14 protein-coding genes are annotated in these 15,515 nt (G+C 70.7%); 8 read left to right on the top strand and 6 right to left on the bottom strand.

Translation table 11 applies throughout. The annotated features are described in order from the left end of the window. Positions 1–3 precede the first annotated feature (3 nt). From IO24_RS46835 to IO24_RS0135225, 6 genes are read right to left on the bottom strand one after another with little or no spacing between them, the layout of a single operon-like run. Positions 4–948, bottom strand: coding sequence for a carboxymuconolactone decarboxylase family protein (locus tag IO24_RS46835; protein ID WP_234335346.1), 945 nt, complete (start codon positions 946–948; stop codon positions 4–6). Beyond that, positions 945–1,889 (bottom strand): Gfo/Idh/MocA family protein, encoded by a 945-nt coding sequence (locus tag IO24_RS0135245; RefSeq protein ID WP_031143115.1) that lies wholly within the window; start codon positions 1,887–1,889, stop codon positions 945–947. The genes IO24_RS46835 and IO24_RS0135245 overlap by 4 nt, the downstream gene beginning before the upstream one ends. Continuing rightward, a complete protein-coding gene (locus IO24_RS0135240; RefSeq protein WP_031143112.1) occupies positions 1,886–3,115 on the bottom strand; it encodes an Ldh family oxidoreductase in 1,230 nt (409 codons plus the stop codon). The genes IO24_RS0135245 and IO24_RS0135240 overlap by 4 nt, the downstream gene beginning before the upstream one ends. Beyond that, complete coding sequence (locus IO24_RS0135235) at positions 3,112–4,545, bottom strand: M20/M25/M40 family metallo-hydrolase (RefSeq protein WP_234335347.1); 1,434 nt, start codon at positions 4,543–4,545, stop codon at positions 3,112–3,114. Before IO24_RS0135235 ends, IO24_RS0135240 begins: the two co-directional genes overlap by 4 nt. Then, a complete protein-coding gene (locus IO24_RS0135230) occupies positions 4,538–5,497 on the bottom strand; it encodes a sugar phosphate isomerase/epimerase family protein (protein WP_031143108.1) in 960 nt (319 codons plus the stop codon). The genes IO24_RS0135235 and IO24_RS0135230 overlap by 8 nt, the downstream gene beginning before the upstream one ends. Further along, positions 5,487–6,524, bottom strand: a complete 1,038-nt coding sequence (locus IO24_RS0135225) for a Gfo/Idh/MocA family protein (RefSeq protein ID WP_031143106.1) — start codon at positions 6,522–6,524, stop codon at positions 5,487–5,489. Before IO24_RS0135225 ends, IO24_RS0135230 begins: the two co-directional genes overlap by 11 nt. Positions 6,525–7,178: 654 nt before the next feature. On the opposite strand from IO24_RS0135225, the gene IO24_RS0135220 reads away from it, so the two are divergent. The 8 genes from IO24_RS0135220 to IO24_RS0135185 all read left to right on the top strand — a co-directional run bounded on the left by IO24_RS0135220 (position 7,179) and on the right by IO24_RS0135185 (position 15,512). Then, positions 7,179–7,718 (top strand): EF-hand domain-containing protein, encoded by a 540-nt coding sequence (locus IO24_RS0135220; RefSeq protein ID WP_031143104.1) that lies wholly within the window; start codon positions 7,179–7,181, stop codon positions 7,716–7,718. Between the two features lie 286 nt (positions 7,719–8,004). Further along, entirely contained in the window at positions 8,005–8,298 is a 294-nt protein-coding gene (locus tag IO24_RS0135215) for a hypothetical protein (RefSeq protein WP_157851308.1), read from the top strand. 247 nt (positions 8,299–8,545) lie between these two features. Beyond that, on the top strand, positions 8,546–9,076 hold the full coding sequence (locus tag IO24_RS0135210) for an EF-hand domain-containing protein (RefSeq protein WP_031143100.1): 531 nt from the start codon (positions 8,546–8,548) through the stop codon (positions 9,074–9,076). Between the two features lie 160 nt (positions 9,077–9,236). Next, a complete protein-coding gene (locus IO24_RS0135205) occupies positions 9,237–10,421 on the top strand; it encodes a DegT/DnrJ/EryC1/StrS family aminotransferase (protein WP_037669254.1) in 1,185 nt (394 codons plus the stop codon). Continuing rightward, positions 10,418–11,542: a DegT/DnrJ/EryC1/StrS family aminotransferase gene (locus IO24_RS0135200; RefSeq protein WP_031143096.1), complete on the top strand. Its 1,125-nt coding sequence runs from the start codon at positions 10,418–10,420 to the stop codon at positions 11,540–11,542. The genes IO24_RS0135205 and IO24_RS0135200 overlap by 4 nt, the downstream gene beginning before the upstream one ends. A 27-nt stretch (positions 11,543–11,569) precedes the next feature. After that, entirely contained in the window at positions 11,570–12,547 is a 978-nt protein-coding gene (locus IO24_RS0135195; RefSeq protein WP_031143094.1) for a UbiA family prenyltransferase, read from the top strand. Further along, entirely contained in the window at positions 12,544–13,923 is a 1,380-nt protein-coding gene (locus IO24_RS0135190) for a protoporphyrinogen/coproporphyrinogen oxidase (RefSeq protein WP_031143092.1), read from the top strand. Before IO24_RS0135195 ends, IO24_RS0135190 begins: the two co-directional genes overlap by 4 nt. A gap of 11 nt (positions 13,924–13,934) precedes the next feature. Further along, positions 13,935–15,512, top strand: coding sequence for an AMP-binding protein (locus IO24_RS0135185; protein WP_031143090.1), 1,578 nt, complete (start codon positions 13,935–13,937; stop codon positions 15,510–15,512). Positions 15,513–15,515: the final 3 nt, after the last annotated feature.

The raw sequence follows: 15,515 nt of genomic DNA, 5'->3' as shown, positions 1-15,515 counted from the left end.
TGTTCAGCGGCCGTCTCCGTCAGGGCGCTGTGGGCCGGCCACCATGCGGGTGCTGACGCCGATCCGATTCCAGGCGTTGACGGTGGCGACCGTCATGACGAGCGCCGCCAGTTGCCGATCGTCGTAGTGGGCGGCGGCTTCGTTCCACACGTCGTCGGGTACTCCCTCCGCGTCGAGGCGGGTGGCGGCGTCGGTCAGGGCGAGCGCGGCACGTTCGGCCTTGCTGAAGAAGGGGGACTCGCGCCAGGCCACGAGGGCGAACAGTCGTTCGTCTGCTTCTCCGCCGTTCCTGGCACGGCCACTGTGCAGGTGTACACAGAACGCGCAACCGTTGAGCTGACTGGCCCGCAGCTTGACCAACTCGCGTAGCGGCGCCGGTAGCGAACTGGACGAGAGGTACTGCTCCAAGCCCAGCATGGCCTGATAGGCAGCGGGCTCCAGCTCTGCGAGGGCGATACGTGGGTTCACGGGTGCTCCTGGTGATCGGTCGGCCGGCGTCAGTCGCGCGGGATCGGGTTGCTTCCGAAGCAGGTGCGGCACCTGAACGCGCCGCCCGAACCTGACCTCGACTTCGGGGGCGAGACCGAGCTGCGGGCCGGTGAGCGGTTCGGGCACCGAGACGAGGATGTTGTAGTGGTTCGGGAAATGGCAGGCGTCGAATCCCAGGACCGTCCCCACCAGGTCCCCGTCGGCCCAGACCTCGTCGCCCCGGTCGATGACTCCGGCGCATCCGATCTCCACGAAGCCCAGGAATCCGACTCGGTCGATCCGGGCGCCGGCGGCGGTCTCCGTGTGGTCGGTGGTCACCAGCTCATGCACCTCCCCACGACGGACGCACCGGCTTGCGAACCCCTCCAGGGTCATCCCCCGGTCGTCACGCCGGTGGGTGAGGACCTTCACCAGCTGCCCGTACACGGCACGTTTGGCACCGTCCTCTCCGGGGGTCACGGGTGGCGTACCTCCTGTCGGGGTTGGGGGCGAGCGAGGCCTTCGCACGCGTACGTGGCGGCCACCAGCTCCAGGGCGGCCAGGCCGTCGGGGCGGTTCGGGCGGCGGCCGGACAGGACGTCGGTGAAGTCCCGCAGTACACCCACGTATTCGTGCCACAGGGAGCCCTTGAACTCCGGATGGCCGGCGAGCATGTCGGCCCGGTCCAAGGTCCCGTCGGCGAGTCGCACCTCCACCGTCTTGCGCTCGCCGGGACAGGACCAGTCGAGCACCACCCGGGCCGCCGCGCCGGACGGGGCTGCCAGCAGCACCTGCGCCTGCCGGTCGACCCCCCGCGCATCGCGGTGCACGGTGGCCTCGGTCACCCGGACATCGCCGAGGAACAGGCGGACGAGATCGAACGCGTTGGGCCCGTTGTCGGCGACGCAGCCGCCCCCACAGCGCTCCGGATCGAGATACCAGCGGTCCCGACCCGCGTGTTCCTCGATCGTCTCCTCGTAGTGCACCGTGAGCGATGTGATCGGCGCGCCGGAGGCGATGCGTTGGCGGAGCGCGTTCACCTCCTGGTTGTAGCGGCGATGGAAGGAGGTGAAGAGCACGGCGCCGCTCTGCCGGGAGAGCTGCGCGAGGTGGTGGCCGTCCCGCGGACGCGTGGCGAGCGGCTTCTCCACGCACACCGCGCGTCCGGCCGCCAACGCGTCCCTGCACACCGGGTAGTGCAGGTCGTTGGGCACGTTGACCACCACGGCGTCCAGGTCCGCGGCCCGCAGCAGCTCACGATGGTCGCGGTAGCGCGGCACCTGCGCCGGTGCGACGCCGAGCCGGTCCTCGTCGGGGTCGCACACCGCCACCAGCTGTGCGCACGCGGCACGCTCGAATGCCGCCAGGTAGAAGCGAGAGATGACGCCAAGGCCGACGAGGCCGATGCGGGGGAGCGTCATGCCGGGCTCCCCGCCCCCGTGGACCGCACAGGCGCCGGGAAGCCGAGACCGCTTTTCCGGGCCAGATCGAGCATCTCCCGGTGCAGGGCCGGCTCCAGAGGGACGCCGTGAGCGCGCCGGTCGCGAGAGCGGGCGTCCTCGGGCCAGCCCGGATAGCGCACGGGTTCGTCCGCTCGGACCGGCGGGCAGCCGAGGAGCGCACCGAACAGGGCGGCCGCGTCGGTGCGGAACTCCGCCTCGGGCCTGAGGCGCCCGGGGGCGATGGCCAGCATGAGGCAGCCGATGTCGTCGTCAGGGCCGGACGGCTTCGCTTTCTCCTCCTGTGGGCCCATTCCGGCTCCGGGGACGAGTGCGGACAGTACCTCCACCAGAAGGCCAAGACCGAAGCCCTTGTAGGCACCGCTGTCAGGGTCGCCGCCGAGCCAGCGCAGGTGGGCCTGGCCACGGTCGTAGGCGGCCGGGTCGGTCACCGGCTCGCCGTCGTCGTCGTGCAGCCAGCCCACCGGCACGCTCTGCCCGGCGCGTGCGGCCGCTCGGACCCTGCCGGTGGGCGCGACCGTCGTGGCCATGTCCAGGACGAACGGCGGTCGGTCGCCGGCCGGGGCGGCCAGCGCGAGCGGATTCGTGCCCAGCATGGGGGCCCGTCCGCCGACCGGCCGGACGATCCGCTGGCGGCCGCAGTTGGCGGTGACCAGGCCCACCATGTGGTGCCGGACCGCACGCAGGGCATGGTGGCCCGCACAGCCGAAGTGTGTGGCTCCCCGCACCGAGACCATGCCGACGCCGTATTGGCGGGCGCGCTCGACCGCCAGGTCCATCGCCTCCGTGGCGGCCCACAGCCCGAGTGCCCTGCGGGCGTCGAGGAGCACCGAGGCCCCGTGGTCGGTGACGATCCGCGGTTCCGCCCCCGGGTCGCATCGGCCCGAGTCGAGCAGCGGCAGGTAGAGCCGGGTGAGGTTCGTGATGCCGTGACTGGTGAAGCCCGTCAGGTCGCCGTGGCACAGTGCCTCGGCGGCGGTTCCTGCGCGGTGCTCGGGCAGTCCTCTGACGCGTAGGACATCGGCCACGAAGCTGACGAGGCCGCGGTACGGCACCCGCACGCCGGTGTCGCCGTCGCTGCCGGATGCCTCGGGCGGGACGACGCACGGTCCGGGCCGGGGTGTCACAGCGGTCGGGGCGGCTGCGCCCGCCGACGCCGTGGGGGTGGTGGTAGCCGTCGAGGTCATCGGAGAGGAGTCCTGTCCGCGGCCGCGCCGGGCGCGGCAGCTGAGTGAGGGTGAGATTGTTCGCCGGCACCATCGCCGGGCGGCCCGTGGCGGACTCGGGCGACGAGAATGCGGGCGATCTCGTCGGCGTACCGGTCCAGGTCGTCCAGGTCGGCGTACTCGCCGGCGGCGTGCGCGTGGTTGGTGTCCAGGTCGCCGGGGCCGAAGACCGCCGTGTAGCGGTCGGGCAGGTCGGCCATCCAGATCGCGTCGCAGGTGAAGGCGGGCTCCTCGTCGGGCCAGCGCACCAGGCCCGCACGTCGTTGAAGCAGATCTTCGGCCCACGGCGCCCGGCCTCGGCCGTCCAGCGCGGGCAGGCCGCGCTTGTGCCAGTGCAGGGACGTGATCCGTGGCGCGTCGGCGGCCGTCCTGGCCAGGTCGGGGATACCGGCGGCCCCTGATGCGAAGTCGGTGAGTGCCTCGCGCAGTGCCTGTTCCACCGCTGCCTCGGCGACTCGGCCGGCCTGCCGGGACCCGTAGGAGATGTTGAGCAGCAGCCGGCCGGTGCCGTAGACCCGGTTGTGCCGTTCGCCGGTGTGCAGGCCGGCCACGCACACCCTGCCGTCGCCGATCCGCGGCGGCAGGGCACGGGCCAGGTGGCTGCTGATATGACCCAGCAGCACGGTCGCGTTGTGACCGGCCGCGGGGCGATCGTCCACGGCGTCCTCGCCCTCGACTCGGACCAGGGCCGTCATCGACGCCGTCGAACGGGGCAGGAAGCGGTGCCCGGTGGGCTCGCAGAACAGATTCAGCCCGCCCGTGAATCCGTCCTCCACCAGCGGCCTGGTGCCGAACGTACCCATGGCACCGCCTTCTTCACCGGCGACTGCCTGGATGAGCACACCGACCCGGCTGCCCAGGGCCGGCTCGGCAGCGCGAGCGGCCCGGATGCCGGCGAGCAGGGCGACGGCGGGGCCCTTGGCGTCGATCGCTCCCCGGCCGGTGAAGCGCCGGCCGTCGAAGCGGGCGGGCCACCAGCCGGCCACCGTGTCCAGGTGGACGTTGAACATCACCGTGTCCCGCGAGGGGAGTTCGGGGCCGAGGCGCAGCACCAGGCTGGGCTGCGAGGCCAGGAACGTCTCGTCCTGTGCCGCCTTCCGGACCGTCGACGGCACGTCGTCCCGGAGCAGCGCCGCCGGTTCCGGCGGGGCGTGGCGCAACACCCTCAGACCGAGCGTCGCGGCGGCCTCCGCATAGGCCCGGCCGGCCTCCCAGAGGCGCACGCCGGGACCATCGGTGCCGGCCTCCAGGGGCCCGGCCGTAGGAGTACCGAGCAGGTCGAGCAGCAGGTCGTGATCGGCTGGTGTCAGGCGGGCGGGCACCGACAGGGCCGCGGGAGGTGAGGGGGCGGCGGGTCCGGCCGGGGAGGGAGGCGCCGGAACGTCAACCATGGCGTCCCCCACCGGCGGGAGACCGGTCGGACAGGAGCTCCTGCCGCACGAGACGTTCCAGGGACCGGCCGTAGCGGACGAACGCCGCCACTCCTTCGGTGCCGGTGGTGTCCTGGTCCTGGTGCGGCCGCAGGTGGGTGTGCGGTTCGATCGACCAGGCCCCGGTGTAGCCGTGGTCGAGGAGGGCCCGGAGACAGGAGCGCACGCCGGACTCACCGTCCCCCGGCAGTGTGTACGTGACCTGGCCGTCCGGCCCGGTCCGGGCGTCCTTGACGTGCACGTGAGCGACGTGGTCGATGATCTCGTCCAGCAGTGCGCGGGCGTCGTAGCCGTAGGGCACTCCGTTGCCGATGTCGAGCAGCAGCCGCAGCGCGGGACCACCGGCGCGGTCGAGGAGTTCCCGCATCCGGTCGGCGCGGCTGCCGGCCCAGCCGCTGCAGTTCTCGTGCAGCAACACCAGCCCCTGCTGCTCGGCCTGCCGGGCCAGCAGGGTCATCCGGTCCAGCGCTCGCCTGCCCCATTCCCGTTCGTCCAGACCGGCGTTGGGATAGGACATCACCCGGACATACCGAGTGCCGAGGGTGGCGCAGCGCCGGGCCAGCTGCCGCAGCTCGCTCGCATCGTCCTCGAAGCGACCGGTGATCGGGCGGCCCCAGTTGGCGATCCGGGAATCGACGCAGACGACGTCGAGACCGGCTGCCGCGATCCGGTCGGCCAGAGTGTCGAAGGCCCGGTCGTCCAGGTCGGCGATCGCAACGCCGTCGACGTTGCGCAACTCGATCGCCCCCCAGCCGAGTTGGCACAGGGCATCCAACTGCCCGGCCAAGTCCGCCGCGGCCTCGTCCCCGATACCCGCGTAACGGATGCCGGGAGCCGCCTGTCCCCTCGGGGTGTCTTCGGTCACCTCGTACCGGGGCCGCTGGGGGCCCGTTCCCGGAAGGTCAACACCCATACGAGACCGCCTCCTTGAGAGGGGACGGGCCGGCGGTGGGAGGCACGGCCGCCAGCCGCTTCGCCTCGTCGAGCAGCTCGACCGTCCGTACGTGCAGGGCGAGGTCGTCGGCACCGGCTCCGTCGTCGTCCTCGGCGAAGCCGCGGTAGGCATGGCTCAGACATGCCATGAGCGAGTCGTCATGGATGACCTCACGCGTGGTGTGGCCGCCGCGCGTGATCTCCAACTGCGCGAAGTCGTCGTCCTGGCCGACCGCGTAGTGCCCGACGGCACTTCCGTCCTCCATACCGAGGACGATCCGCCGCTGACGTACCGGTGCGGACAGGTCGGACAGCACCTGGCTGCGGACCCCACCCGGATGCAGCAGTTCGAGGTGCGCACCGCCCATGCGCGGCACTGTCGTCGTCCCCACGCGCAGGTCGGTGCTGCGCGCGCAGCGCAGCCGCGCGTCACCCAGGAGCCGCAGGAGGACGCCGATCGCGTGCGGCGCCTCCACGTCGAAGGCGGAGGTGTGGCTGCTGCTGCCCAGGGAGCGGCGGAACCGGGGCTTGTGCTGGGTGACGGACACGGAACGCACGGCGCCGAGCCTGCGGTCGCCCACCACTTGGACGAGGCGCCGGGTCAGTGCGCTGTGCAGCCAGGGCGCCACGACGGACAGGCGCAGCTCGTGTTCACGCGCGAGGTGCAGGACGCTCCGGAGCGTGTCCCGGTCATCGGCCAGCGGTTTCTCCATGAGGATCCGCGAGAATCCGAGCGCGGCGACCTCGCGGAGCACCTCGGCACGCACGGCGGGCGGAGTGCACAGATGGACGACGGTACGCGCCGGGTCGAGGAGATCGCGCGCTCGGCGCAGGGAGTCGACGGTCAGCAGATCCCGCTGCTCGATGCGGGGGGCGCACCCGGGGTCCGCCCCCACGATCGGGTGATCGGCAAACGTGCCGGGGACGTGGGAGCGCGCACGCAGCAGCACCGGCACATGCAGTCCCAGGCCCGCGCGGCCCAAGCCGACGATCAGCGTGCGCAGCACGGCTCGACCCCCCTTGTACGCTCTTTTCGAATGTCGCACACAGGTGTGAATTCGCACGCAAATATGGCATCGAATGGGTTGGGAACAGGTTGGCGGACCGGCTCGAAAATATTTTGCATACCCATCCCGTCTTCCCCTGAAACGCGCGCGAAGTTATTGCTCTGATAGTGCGGCGAAAGGGGCGCAGGTTGCGTTATCGCGGCCACGACGCATCGTATCCGATGGCAGGCGCCCATGTCCCTTCTTGCCTCTTCTGCACTGGGCGGGAAGATGGCCGAAATGCGTGTCGAGGGAGGTCGCGGTGTGCAGCCGGCGCGGCCGGTGCCGCCCAGGAGGCCGATTCTGGTTTCGTGGCCGAACCCGCGGGCGAAAACAATCGGCCGTGCGGAGGTGACGGACCTTGCTGAAAAAATGTTTCTGCGGTCTTCGGCCTGTTGTACTCGCCGTTGACAGGTCCCTATGGGTGCTAGTACTCATGTACCTTGCAGCGAGGCATTGGATGTTCGCCTGGCGTGGGCGGTCGATCGCCCGGACCTGTGCTCGGGTTTTTCCATTCTCCCTCGGGGATTCCGAAATGGCGAATCCATCGGTTTCCCATGGTTTCGGGTGCGAGGCAGCCGGTTTTCACCGCAGCTTTTCGACACGAGGAGTGAGATGTCCAACAAGACTGCCCAGACCGAGCGTCTCCGGCAGCGTTTCGCGCTGTACGACACCAACGGGGACGGACGGATCGGCCGCGGCGACCTGGAGGCGGAGGCCCGGCGCATCGTAGAGGCCTTCGGTGAGCCGGAAGCCTCCCCCAAGGCCCAGGCGCTGCTGCACGCGTACCCGCACATGTGGGACTACATGATGCAGCAGGCCGGCCTCGACGCCGGTCAGGACCTGTCGGTCGAGCAGTTCGTCGAGATCGCCGACGCCCAGATGCTGAGTCAGGGAGCGGTCGGCTTCAGCAACATGCTCCGGCCCAGCATCCGCGCGATGGTCGACCTGTGCGACGTCGACGGCGACGGGCAGGTCGATCCCCACGAGTTCCGGAAGTGGCTCGCCGCCATCGGCAACGACCGGATCGACGCGGACGAGGTGTTCAGGCAGGTGGACGCCGACGGAAACGGGCAACTGTCCGTAGAAGAACTCGTGGCCGCCGTGGGCAAGTACCACGCGGGCGAGCTCGACGCGCCGCTTCTGGGTGTCTGAGTCGCCGACCGACGGCAGGGGTCTCTCCGAGTGCGGGTCGCTTGGAGGGACCCCCCGCCCCCGCACATTGACGGCCCCCGCGGGTCCCGGGTCCGGGCTCCTGCCCGGCGAGTCCGGCGAAACCGGTCGACGCGCCGATGCGGCAGGTCCGGCGCCCGCGACCAGGCTCCTCCCGGTACGCGCCGCGCTGGTGCTGCTGTCCCTGGGGCAGGGGGTGCCCGGAGCGTGGGCTCTGTTCGCGCCACGATTCTTCTACGACGGGTTCCCGCTCCCGGCTCTCGCGTGGGTGACCAAGTTCCCGCCGTACAACGAACATCTGGTGCGCGATCTGGGCGCCCTGTCGCTCGGCCTGACGGCGGTCCTGCTGATGGCCGCCGTGTCCCCCGAGCGGCGCCTGGTGCGGGCGGCAGCCTTCGGCTGCCTCGCCTTCACGGTTCCCCACTTGATATTCCACGCGGCGCATCTCGGACGCTTCGACACCGCGGACGTGATCGGGCAGCTCATTTCCCAGGTAGCCCCGATCGCCGTATCTGGAATGGTTCTCGTGCTGAGTCGGCAAAGTAATCGGCCGAACACGTGAAAGCGCACGCACAACAAAGAGTAATAGCCTTCCGCTAGGGTCGTGCACAGGTACTCGCAGCCGCTCCGGATTCAGTCGTCCGGGGCGGCTTGAATGCGTTGTCCCATCCTCCCGAGGGAGGCGTTTCGGTCATGCGAAGAACCTTCTGGCGCGATTCTTTCTCACTCGTAAGAGTGGGTTAGTGCTGGCTGGGCCGGAAAGTATGTGAATTGCAGGTCCCGAGAAGGAAAGACGAAAAGGGGAAAGCGTGAGCACTTCCGTACAGGAGCAGCGACTGCGTCGCCGTTTCGACATGTGGGACAAGAACGGCGACGGCACCATCGATCGCAGTGACTGGGCAGGCGAGACAAAGCGCATCCTGCTCTCCTTCGGGGAAAACGAGAGTTCCCCGAAGGGCCGGGCCCTCGCCGACGCGTACCTCGGTATGTGGGAGTACGTGGCGGGCCAGGCCGGAGTCGGCGTCGACGGCGCGCTGGGCTTCGAGGAGTTCAAGGGCGTGGCGAGGGAGCAGGTGCTCGACCGCGGGCAGGCCGGCTTCGACCAGGTGCTGCGTCCGACGATCAGCGCGATCGCCGACCTGTGCGACACCGATGGTGACGGACAGGTCAGCCCCCAGGAGTTCCAGCGCTGGATCGGTGCCATCGGCAGTGACGAATCCACGGCGGACACGGCGTTCAAGTTGATCGACACGGACGGCGACGGTCAGCTGTCGGTCGAGGAGCTGATCGAGGCTGTACACCGCTACCACTCCGGTGAGCTGGAGTTCGCCCTGCTCTGACCGCCTGTGATCCAAGCGGTTCTGCGTCCGGCGCTCCCCGGCACACGGGGGGAGCGCCGTCGTGGGCCGCCCGCCGACGCCCCGGTCCGCGTTCGCCACCACCGTCGCGAGAGGACACATGTACAACGCATCCTTAGGTCAGAGGAACGACAGGCACGGCATGGCGGACGGCACCGAAGACGGCACCTCGGGCCCGGTGCCCTTCTTCACACAGGCCCGGACCTTCGAGGCGCTCTGGCCCGACATCAGGTCCCGGCTGGCCGAAGTCTTCGACGACGGCAAGTTCTCACACGGCCGGCAGGTCGCCCGGTTCGAGGAGGCGTTGGCCCGGTGGACCGGCGCACGCTACGCGGTGGGAGTGAACAGCGGCACCGACGCCCTCGTACTGTTGCTGCGCGCCTGCGGCCTGCAGCCCGGCGACGAGGTCATCGTCCCCGCGTTCACCTTCGTGGCCTCGGCCTCCTCCGTCGTACTGGCCGGCGGCCGTCCGGTCTTCGCCGACATCGACCCCGTCACCTACACGATCGACCCCAAGTCCGCTGCCGACGTGGTCACTTCACGCACGCGCATGATCATGCCCGTCCACCTGTTCTGCCAGATGGCCGACATGGTCCCGCTGCTCGATCTAGCCCGCCGGTACCAGCTGACCGTGGTGGAGGACAGCGCCGAGGCCATCGGGATGCGGTGGGACGGCGCACACGCCGGGCTGCTCGGAGCCGGTGGTGTGCTCTCGTTCTTCCCCACCAAAACACTGGGGGCCATCGGCGATGCCGGCGCGATTCTGACCGATGACCGTCAACTCGCCGAGACGGCAGCGGCGTTGCGCCACCACGGGCGCTACGGCCGGACGCTGGCCCACTTCCCGGGCATCAGCAACGAGACCACTGTCAACGGCGTCAACAGCAAGATGGACGACATCCAGGCGTCCGTCCTCCTCGCCAAGCTGACCCGGCTGCACGAGGACATCGCCCGCCGGGCCCGGCTCGCCGCCGCCTACACCGAACGGATGGCCGGCACGCCCGGCGTACTCCGGTTGCCCACCGTGGTGCCCCGCATCGCCCGGACCGACCCCGTCTTCTACGTCTACCTCGTCGAGGTGGAGCGGCGTGACGAACTGGCCGTTTATCTGGCCGGGCACGGCGTGGGCACCGAGGCGTACTACCCGGTCCCGCTGCACCTCCAGCAGTGCTTCGCCCATCTGGGATACCGGCGGGGCGACTTCCCGCACGCCGAGAGGGCCTGTGAGCGGACGATCGCCCTCCCGCTCTACCCCGACATGAGCGTCGACGACGTCGACAAGGTGTGCGCCCTCGTCCGCCGCTTCGCGACGAGGGGGCCGGCGTGACGGTTCCCTTCTTTCCTCCGGACCTCTTCGAGGACGACCGGCAGGTGCTCATGGACCTCGTCCATGACATCGGCACCGCACCGGAGCAGAGATTCCTGCTCGGCGAGCACACCGCCCGCTTCGAGGAGACCCTGCGCGACTCGCTCGGCGCCGCCGACGTCGTGGCCTGTTCCAGCGGCACCTCCGCGCTGACACTCGTCCTGCACGCCATGGGGATCGGACCCGGCGACGAGGTCGTCGTACCCGCGTACGGCTGTGCTCCGCTGGCCAATACCGTGGCAGGGCTGCGGGCGACGCCGGTGTTCGCGGACGTCGACCCGTGGACGATGGTGGCCGACCCGGACGAGGTGGAACGGGCGATCACCGACCGGACCAGGGCGATCATGCCGGCGCACATGTTCTCGGTGATGGCCGACATGCCCCGCATGAGCGAGATCGCCCGGCGTCACGGAGTGCGTCTGGTCGAGGACTCGGCGGTCGCCCAGGGCGGTGTGCTCGACGGTCGCCCCGCCGGGACCTGGGGGGAGGCCGGAGTCTTCTCCTTCGTCCAGGTCAAGACCTTCGGGACAGCCGGCGAGGGCGGCGCCGTCGTCACCATGGACCCCGAACTCGGATGTGCTGTCCGGTCGTTGCGCAACCACGGGCAGAGCGAGCGGTTCGTCTACCCGCGCACCGGCTACAACAGCCGGTTCGACGAAGTGCTCGCGGCCTTCCAGCTCCACCGGCTCCCCAGCTTTCCCGAGCTGCTGGAGCGCAGGGCCCGCATCGCCGACTACTACACCGAACGCTTCACGCCGCTCGGCGAGCGTGGTGTGCTGCCCCCTCCGCCGGGCCGCAACGGCCGCTGCTTCTACGTGTACTCGCTGCTCGTGGACGAGCGGGAAGAACTGAAGCGGTATCTGGCCGACCGAGGGGTCGAGAGCCACGTCTACTACCCCCTTCCGCTGCCGCGCCAGGCCGCCTTCACCCGATTCGCGCCCGCCGGCCGGAGCTGGCCGCACGCGGAGAGCGCCAGCCGGCGCCAACTGGCCATCCCGGTCCACCCGCGCCTCACCGATGCCCAGGTGGAGCACATCGCGGACACAGTCTGCGCCTACACCGGGGTGAGCAGCAGCCGCTGACCCAACCCACTCGAAGGAGCGGAGCAGATGACGACCCGCACCGAGGCCGGACCGCTCGCGTCCGGAACGGCACGTCCCGAGAGCAAGATGCGCAGCTATGCGCGGCTGGGCAAACTCGACGTCTACGACTACTACCCGAGCGTCGCCGTGGCACTGTCCGCGGTGCTGCTGCCCGTCTCCGGTCTGCAGCCCGCGACGATCGTGACGCTCACCCTGTTCCTCCTGGGCGCGGTCTGCGTGATCGTGGCGATGGTCACCCTCGACGACGTGACCGGCTATCGCGACGGCAGCGACGCCGCGAACTACGGCCCGGACGACCCGCTGCGCAACAAACTGCGCAAGCCGCTCGTGGCGGGGACCCTGACCCTGCGCGAAGCGCTCGGTTTCGGCTGGGCCACCGCTGCGGCCGGCGCCGCCCTGTGGGCCGCCGCCGTGTCGACCGCCCCCCACCGGCCTGCCTGGGCCGTGGTGCTTCTCGTCGTGCTGTTCGTGGTCTCGGTCCAGTACTCCTACGGGCTGAAGATCAGCTACCACGGCTTCCAGGAGATCTTCCTCGCCGGGCTGGGCGCGGCGCTGGTGATGGGGGCGTACGGGCTGGCGGCCGGCCACTTCTCCGGATTCGTGCTGGTACAAGGAGTGCTGTTCGGCTTCGGACCGCTGCTGTTCGGCGTGTACTCCAACACCAACGACATCCCCGGGGACCGGGCTGTCGGGCGTCGGACCGTGGCGTGCCTGGTCTCGCCGAAGGGCAACGCCGTCTTCATCGGGTCGCTCTCCGCGGCGGAATTCCTGACCGGCGCCGTCGCCTCCGCCGTCGGGATCGCCCCGTGGTGGTTCGTGTTCCTGATGCTGCCCGTCACGGCGCTGCGGGTGCGGCAGTACCTCACCGGCTTCCGCCAAGGGGACATCATGCGCGCCCGCAGGCTCGGCTTTCCCGCGCACCGGGTCAGCACAGTGCTGCTGATCACGGCGAACCTGATCGCCGGTGCGGGGGCAGCCGGATGAGCCCCGATCTCGATGTGGCCGTGGTGGGCGCGGGCATGGCCGGGCTGACCGCCGCGCACGAACTGCGGCGCGCGGGCCTCGACGTGCGGGTCTTCGAGCAGCAGGAGCACGTCGGCGGGAGGATGCGCAGCTTCCGGCACGACGGCTACACCATCGACGAGGGTGCCGAACAGATCTCAGAGCAGGGCTACCGCGCGACCTGGGAACTGCTGTCGCGGCTGGGCGTGCCGCGAGGTGACGTGCCGCGTATCGGAAAGTCGGTCGGTGTGTGGCGCGGCGGACGGGCCCACACCGGTGTGGCGGACCCCTCCGCGGTGCTCACCGGTGCCGGGCTCTCGCCCCGCGCCCGGTTCGATCTGGCCCGGATCCTGGCCTGGACGGGGTCGCACCGCCCGGAGTTCGACGCCGACCACCCCGAACGGACCCCAGCAGGGACCCTGACGGTCAGGGAGTTCGCGCGCCGGTACCACAGGGATGTCCACGACTACCTGCTCCAGCCGGTCGCCGGCAGCTTCTTCGGCTGGGACACGGCGCGCTCCGCCGTCGCGCCGATGCTCAGTCTGCTGCTGGAAGTAGGCCCGGCCGCCGGCTGGCGGACGTACCGCGAGGGCATGGACCTGCTCGCCCGACGGCTGGCCGACGGACTCGACGTGGCCACCGGCTGTCAAGTGCACGAGGTCGTCACCGAGAAGGGCTTGGTGCGGCTGCGAGTCGGGAGCGACAGCGTCACGGCGCGCTCGGTGGTCCTCTGCGTGCCCGCACCGGTCGCGGCGCGGCTGCACGTCAATGCCCCCGCCGACGAGCTTCCGTTCCTGTCGGCCTGCACCTTCACCCCCACGCTCAAGGTCAGCTGCCTGCTGGACCGGCCGCTCGCGCCCCCGTCCCGCAAGCCGCTGTACGTCCTGCTGACGCCGGACGCGGAGGACGACGTGCTCTCCGCGATCATCGTGGACCACGCCAAGCACCCGGACCGGGCGCCTGCGGGCAAGGGGCTGCTGACCCTGATGGCCGACGCCCGCAGCATCCCCGACCTGCTGACCGCTCCGGAGCGGCAGACGGCCGACCGGCTCGTACGGGCTGCCGCCCGGTACGTCCCCGGCCTGGAGAGCACCGCCGGGCGCCGCTTCGTGCACGCCTTCGCCCATGGTCTGCCCGAGGCGACTCCCGACGCCCTGCGCAGACGCGGGCCGTTCATGGCGCGTGCCGCACGGCCCGTCGAGTACGCCGGCGACTGGGTGATGCTGCGGCCGGCCAGCGAAGGCGCCGTGCGCTCGGGCGCGCTCGCGGCCTCACGGGTCCTCAGCCTGCTGCGGCCGACCCGCTCGGTCGTCCGGACCCGCCCGGCCGTCCGCCCCACCGAGGAGAACGTCTCGTGAAACCGCACGACATGGGTGTCCTGTTCGACGAGTGCGCCGAGCACCGGGCCGGCACGCGGGTCCACCTGGACCGGCCGTTCGACATCGACGCGAGCGCCCGGACCCACCACACACTCCCTCAGCTCGCCACCCTCGTAAGGGAGGCGGCCGGCTGGCTGGCCGCGGCCGGGGCCGGCCCCGGCGACCGGGTGGCGATCGTCAAGGACAACCACTGGGACTACGACCTGCTGGCCTGCGCCGCCGCACGCATCGGCGCCGTACCCGCGCAACTGTCCGCGCATCTGTCCGGCGACGTGCTGGGGACGCTGCTTGCCCGGCTCGGCCCCGCCCTGCTCGTCACGACGGCACGGGTGCTGGAACACGGCCGGAAGGAGGGCACCGACCTGGCCGCGGCGGCACGGGCCACCCTGGTACTGGACGACACCGTGCCAGGCACCCTGGGCATGGACGACGTACGCGGACACATCGCCCCCGGACCCCACCGCAGACACGACGACGAACCCCTGGTGATCCACCACACGTCGGGGACCACCGGTGTGCCCAAACTGGTGGTGCACTCGACCCGCACAATCATCGGCAAGCTGGCCCGGTTCGAGAGCGTGCGGCTGCCGCACATCGGTCTGCGACGCGGCGACGTCCTGGCCAACGCGAGCTCGTTCGCCCACGGCAGGACCTTCTGCTGGACCGCGAGCACCCTGTGCATGGGCCCCGCCGACATCTCGATCATCACCACGCAGGCCCCGAACCTCGCCGATCCCGTACTGCGCGCACATCCGCCGACCGTCCTGGAGGCGCTGCCCGCCTCGTTCGTGCGCTTCCAGCCGCTGACCGAAGGGCTGGACAACCCCTTCCGGCGCGTCCGCGTGGTCATCAGCACCTACGACGCCGTGCATCCCCCCACCGTCCGTGCCTACCTCAGGGCGAGCCGGCACCGCCGGCCCGTGTGGGTGGAGGGGTGGGGGCAGACCGAGACGGGGCCACTGACCTTCCGCTTCCACACCCGGCGGTCCGCCGACCGGGCGTCGGGCGGCGCCGGCACCCGGAACCTCGGACGCCCGGTGCCCGTGAAGACACGGCTGCGGGTGGTCGATCCCGACACCTTCCGGCCCCTGCCGTCCGGGCAGGCGGGTCTGGTACTGGCCAGGACCGCCGCCTGCGCCCTGGGCTACGTCGGAGAGGACGATCGCTGGTCGGCCAAGCGCCACGGCACCTGGTGGAACACCGGCGACATCGGCGCCCGCAACCGCGACGGCAGCATCGAGTTGCTCGACCGCGAGGTGGACCGCACGCCGCAGCTCAGCTGTCTGCGGACCGAGGACCTGATCGAGGCCCGGCTGCCGCAGGTCCTGGAGTGCGTCGTCCTCGCCGAGTCGGGCCGTGATCCGCTGCCCGTCGTGGTCACCGCCGACGGCGCTCTGGACCAGGACCGCTGGAAGGAAGCGGTGCGCGACCTGCCGCCCCTGCGCGAACCGGTCGCACTCACCTGGGACCAGGTGCCGCGCACCGGCACCGGCAAGGTACGCCGCCGCGAGCTGTTGCACCGCCTCACCGGACGCACCGACACCTACGGCTCCGGCCGGTGGACCTGAGAC

It is taken from the genome of Streptomyces flavovariabilis (assembly GCF_000725785.1).
Classification (GTDB): Bacteria; Actinomycetota; Actinomycetes; order Streptomycetales; family Streptomycetaceae; genus Streptomyces; species Streptomyces hawaiiensis.
Note: the sequence above shows the minus strand (reverse complement) of the source record. Positions and strands in the feature narration are given on the sequence as shown.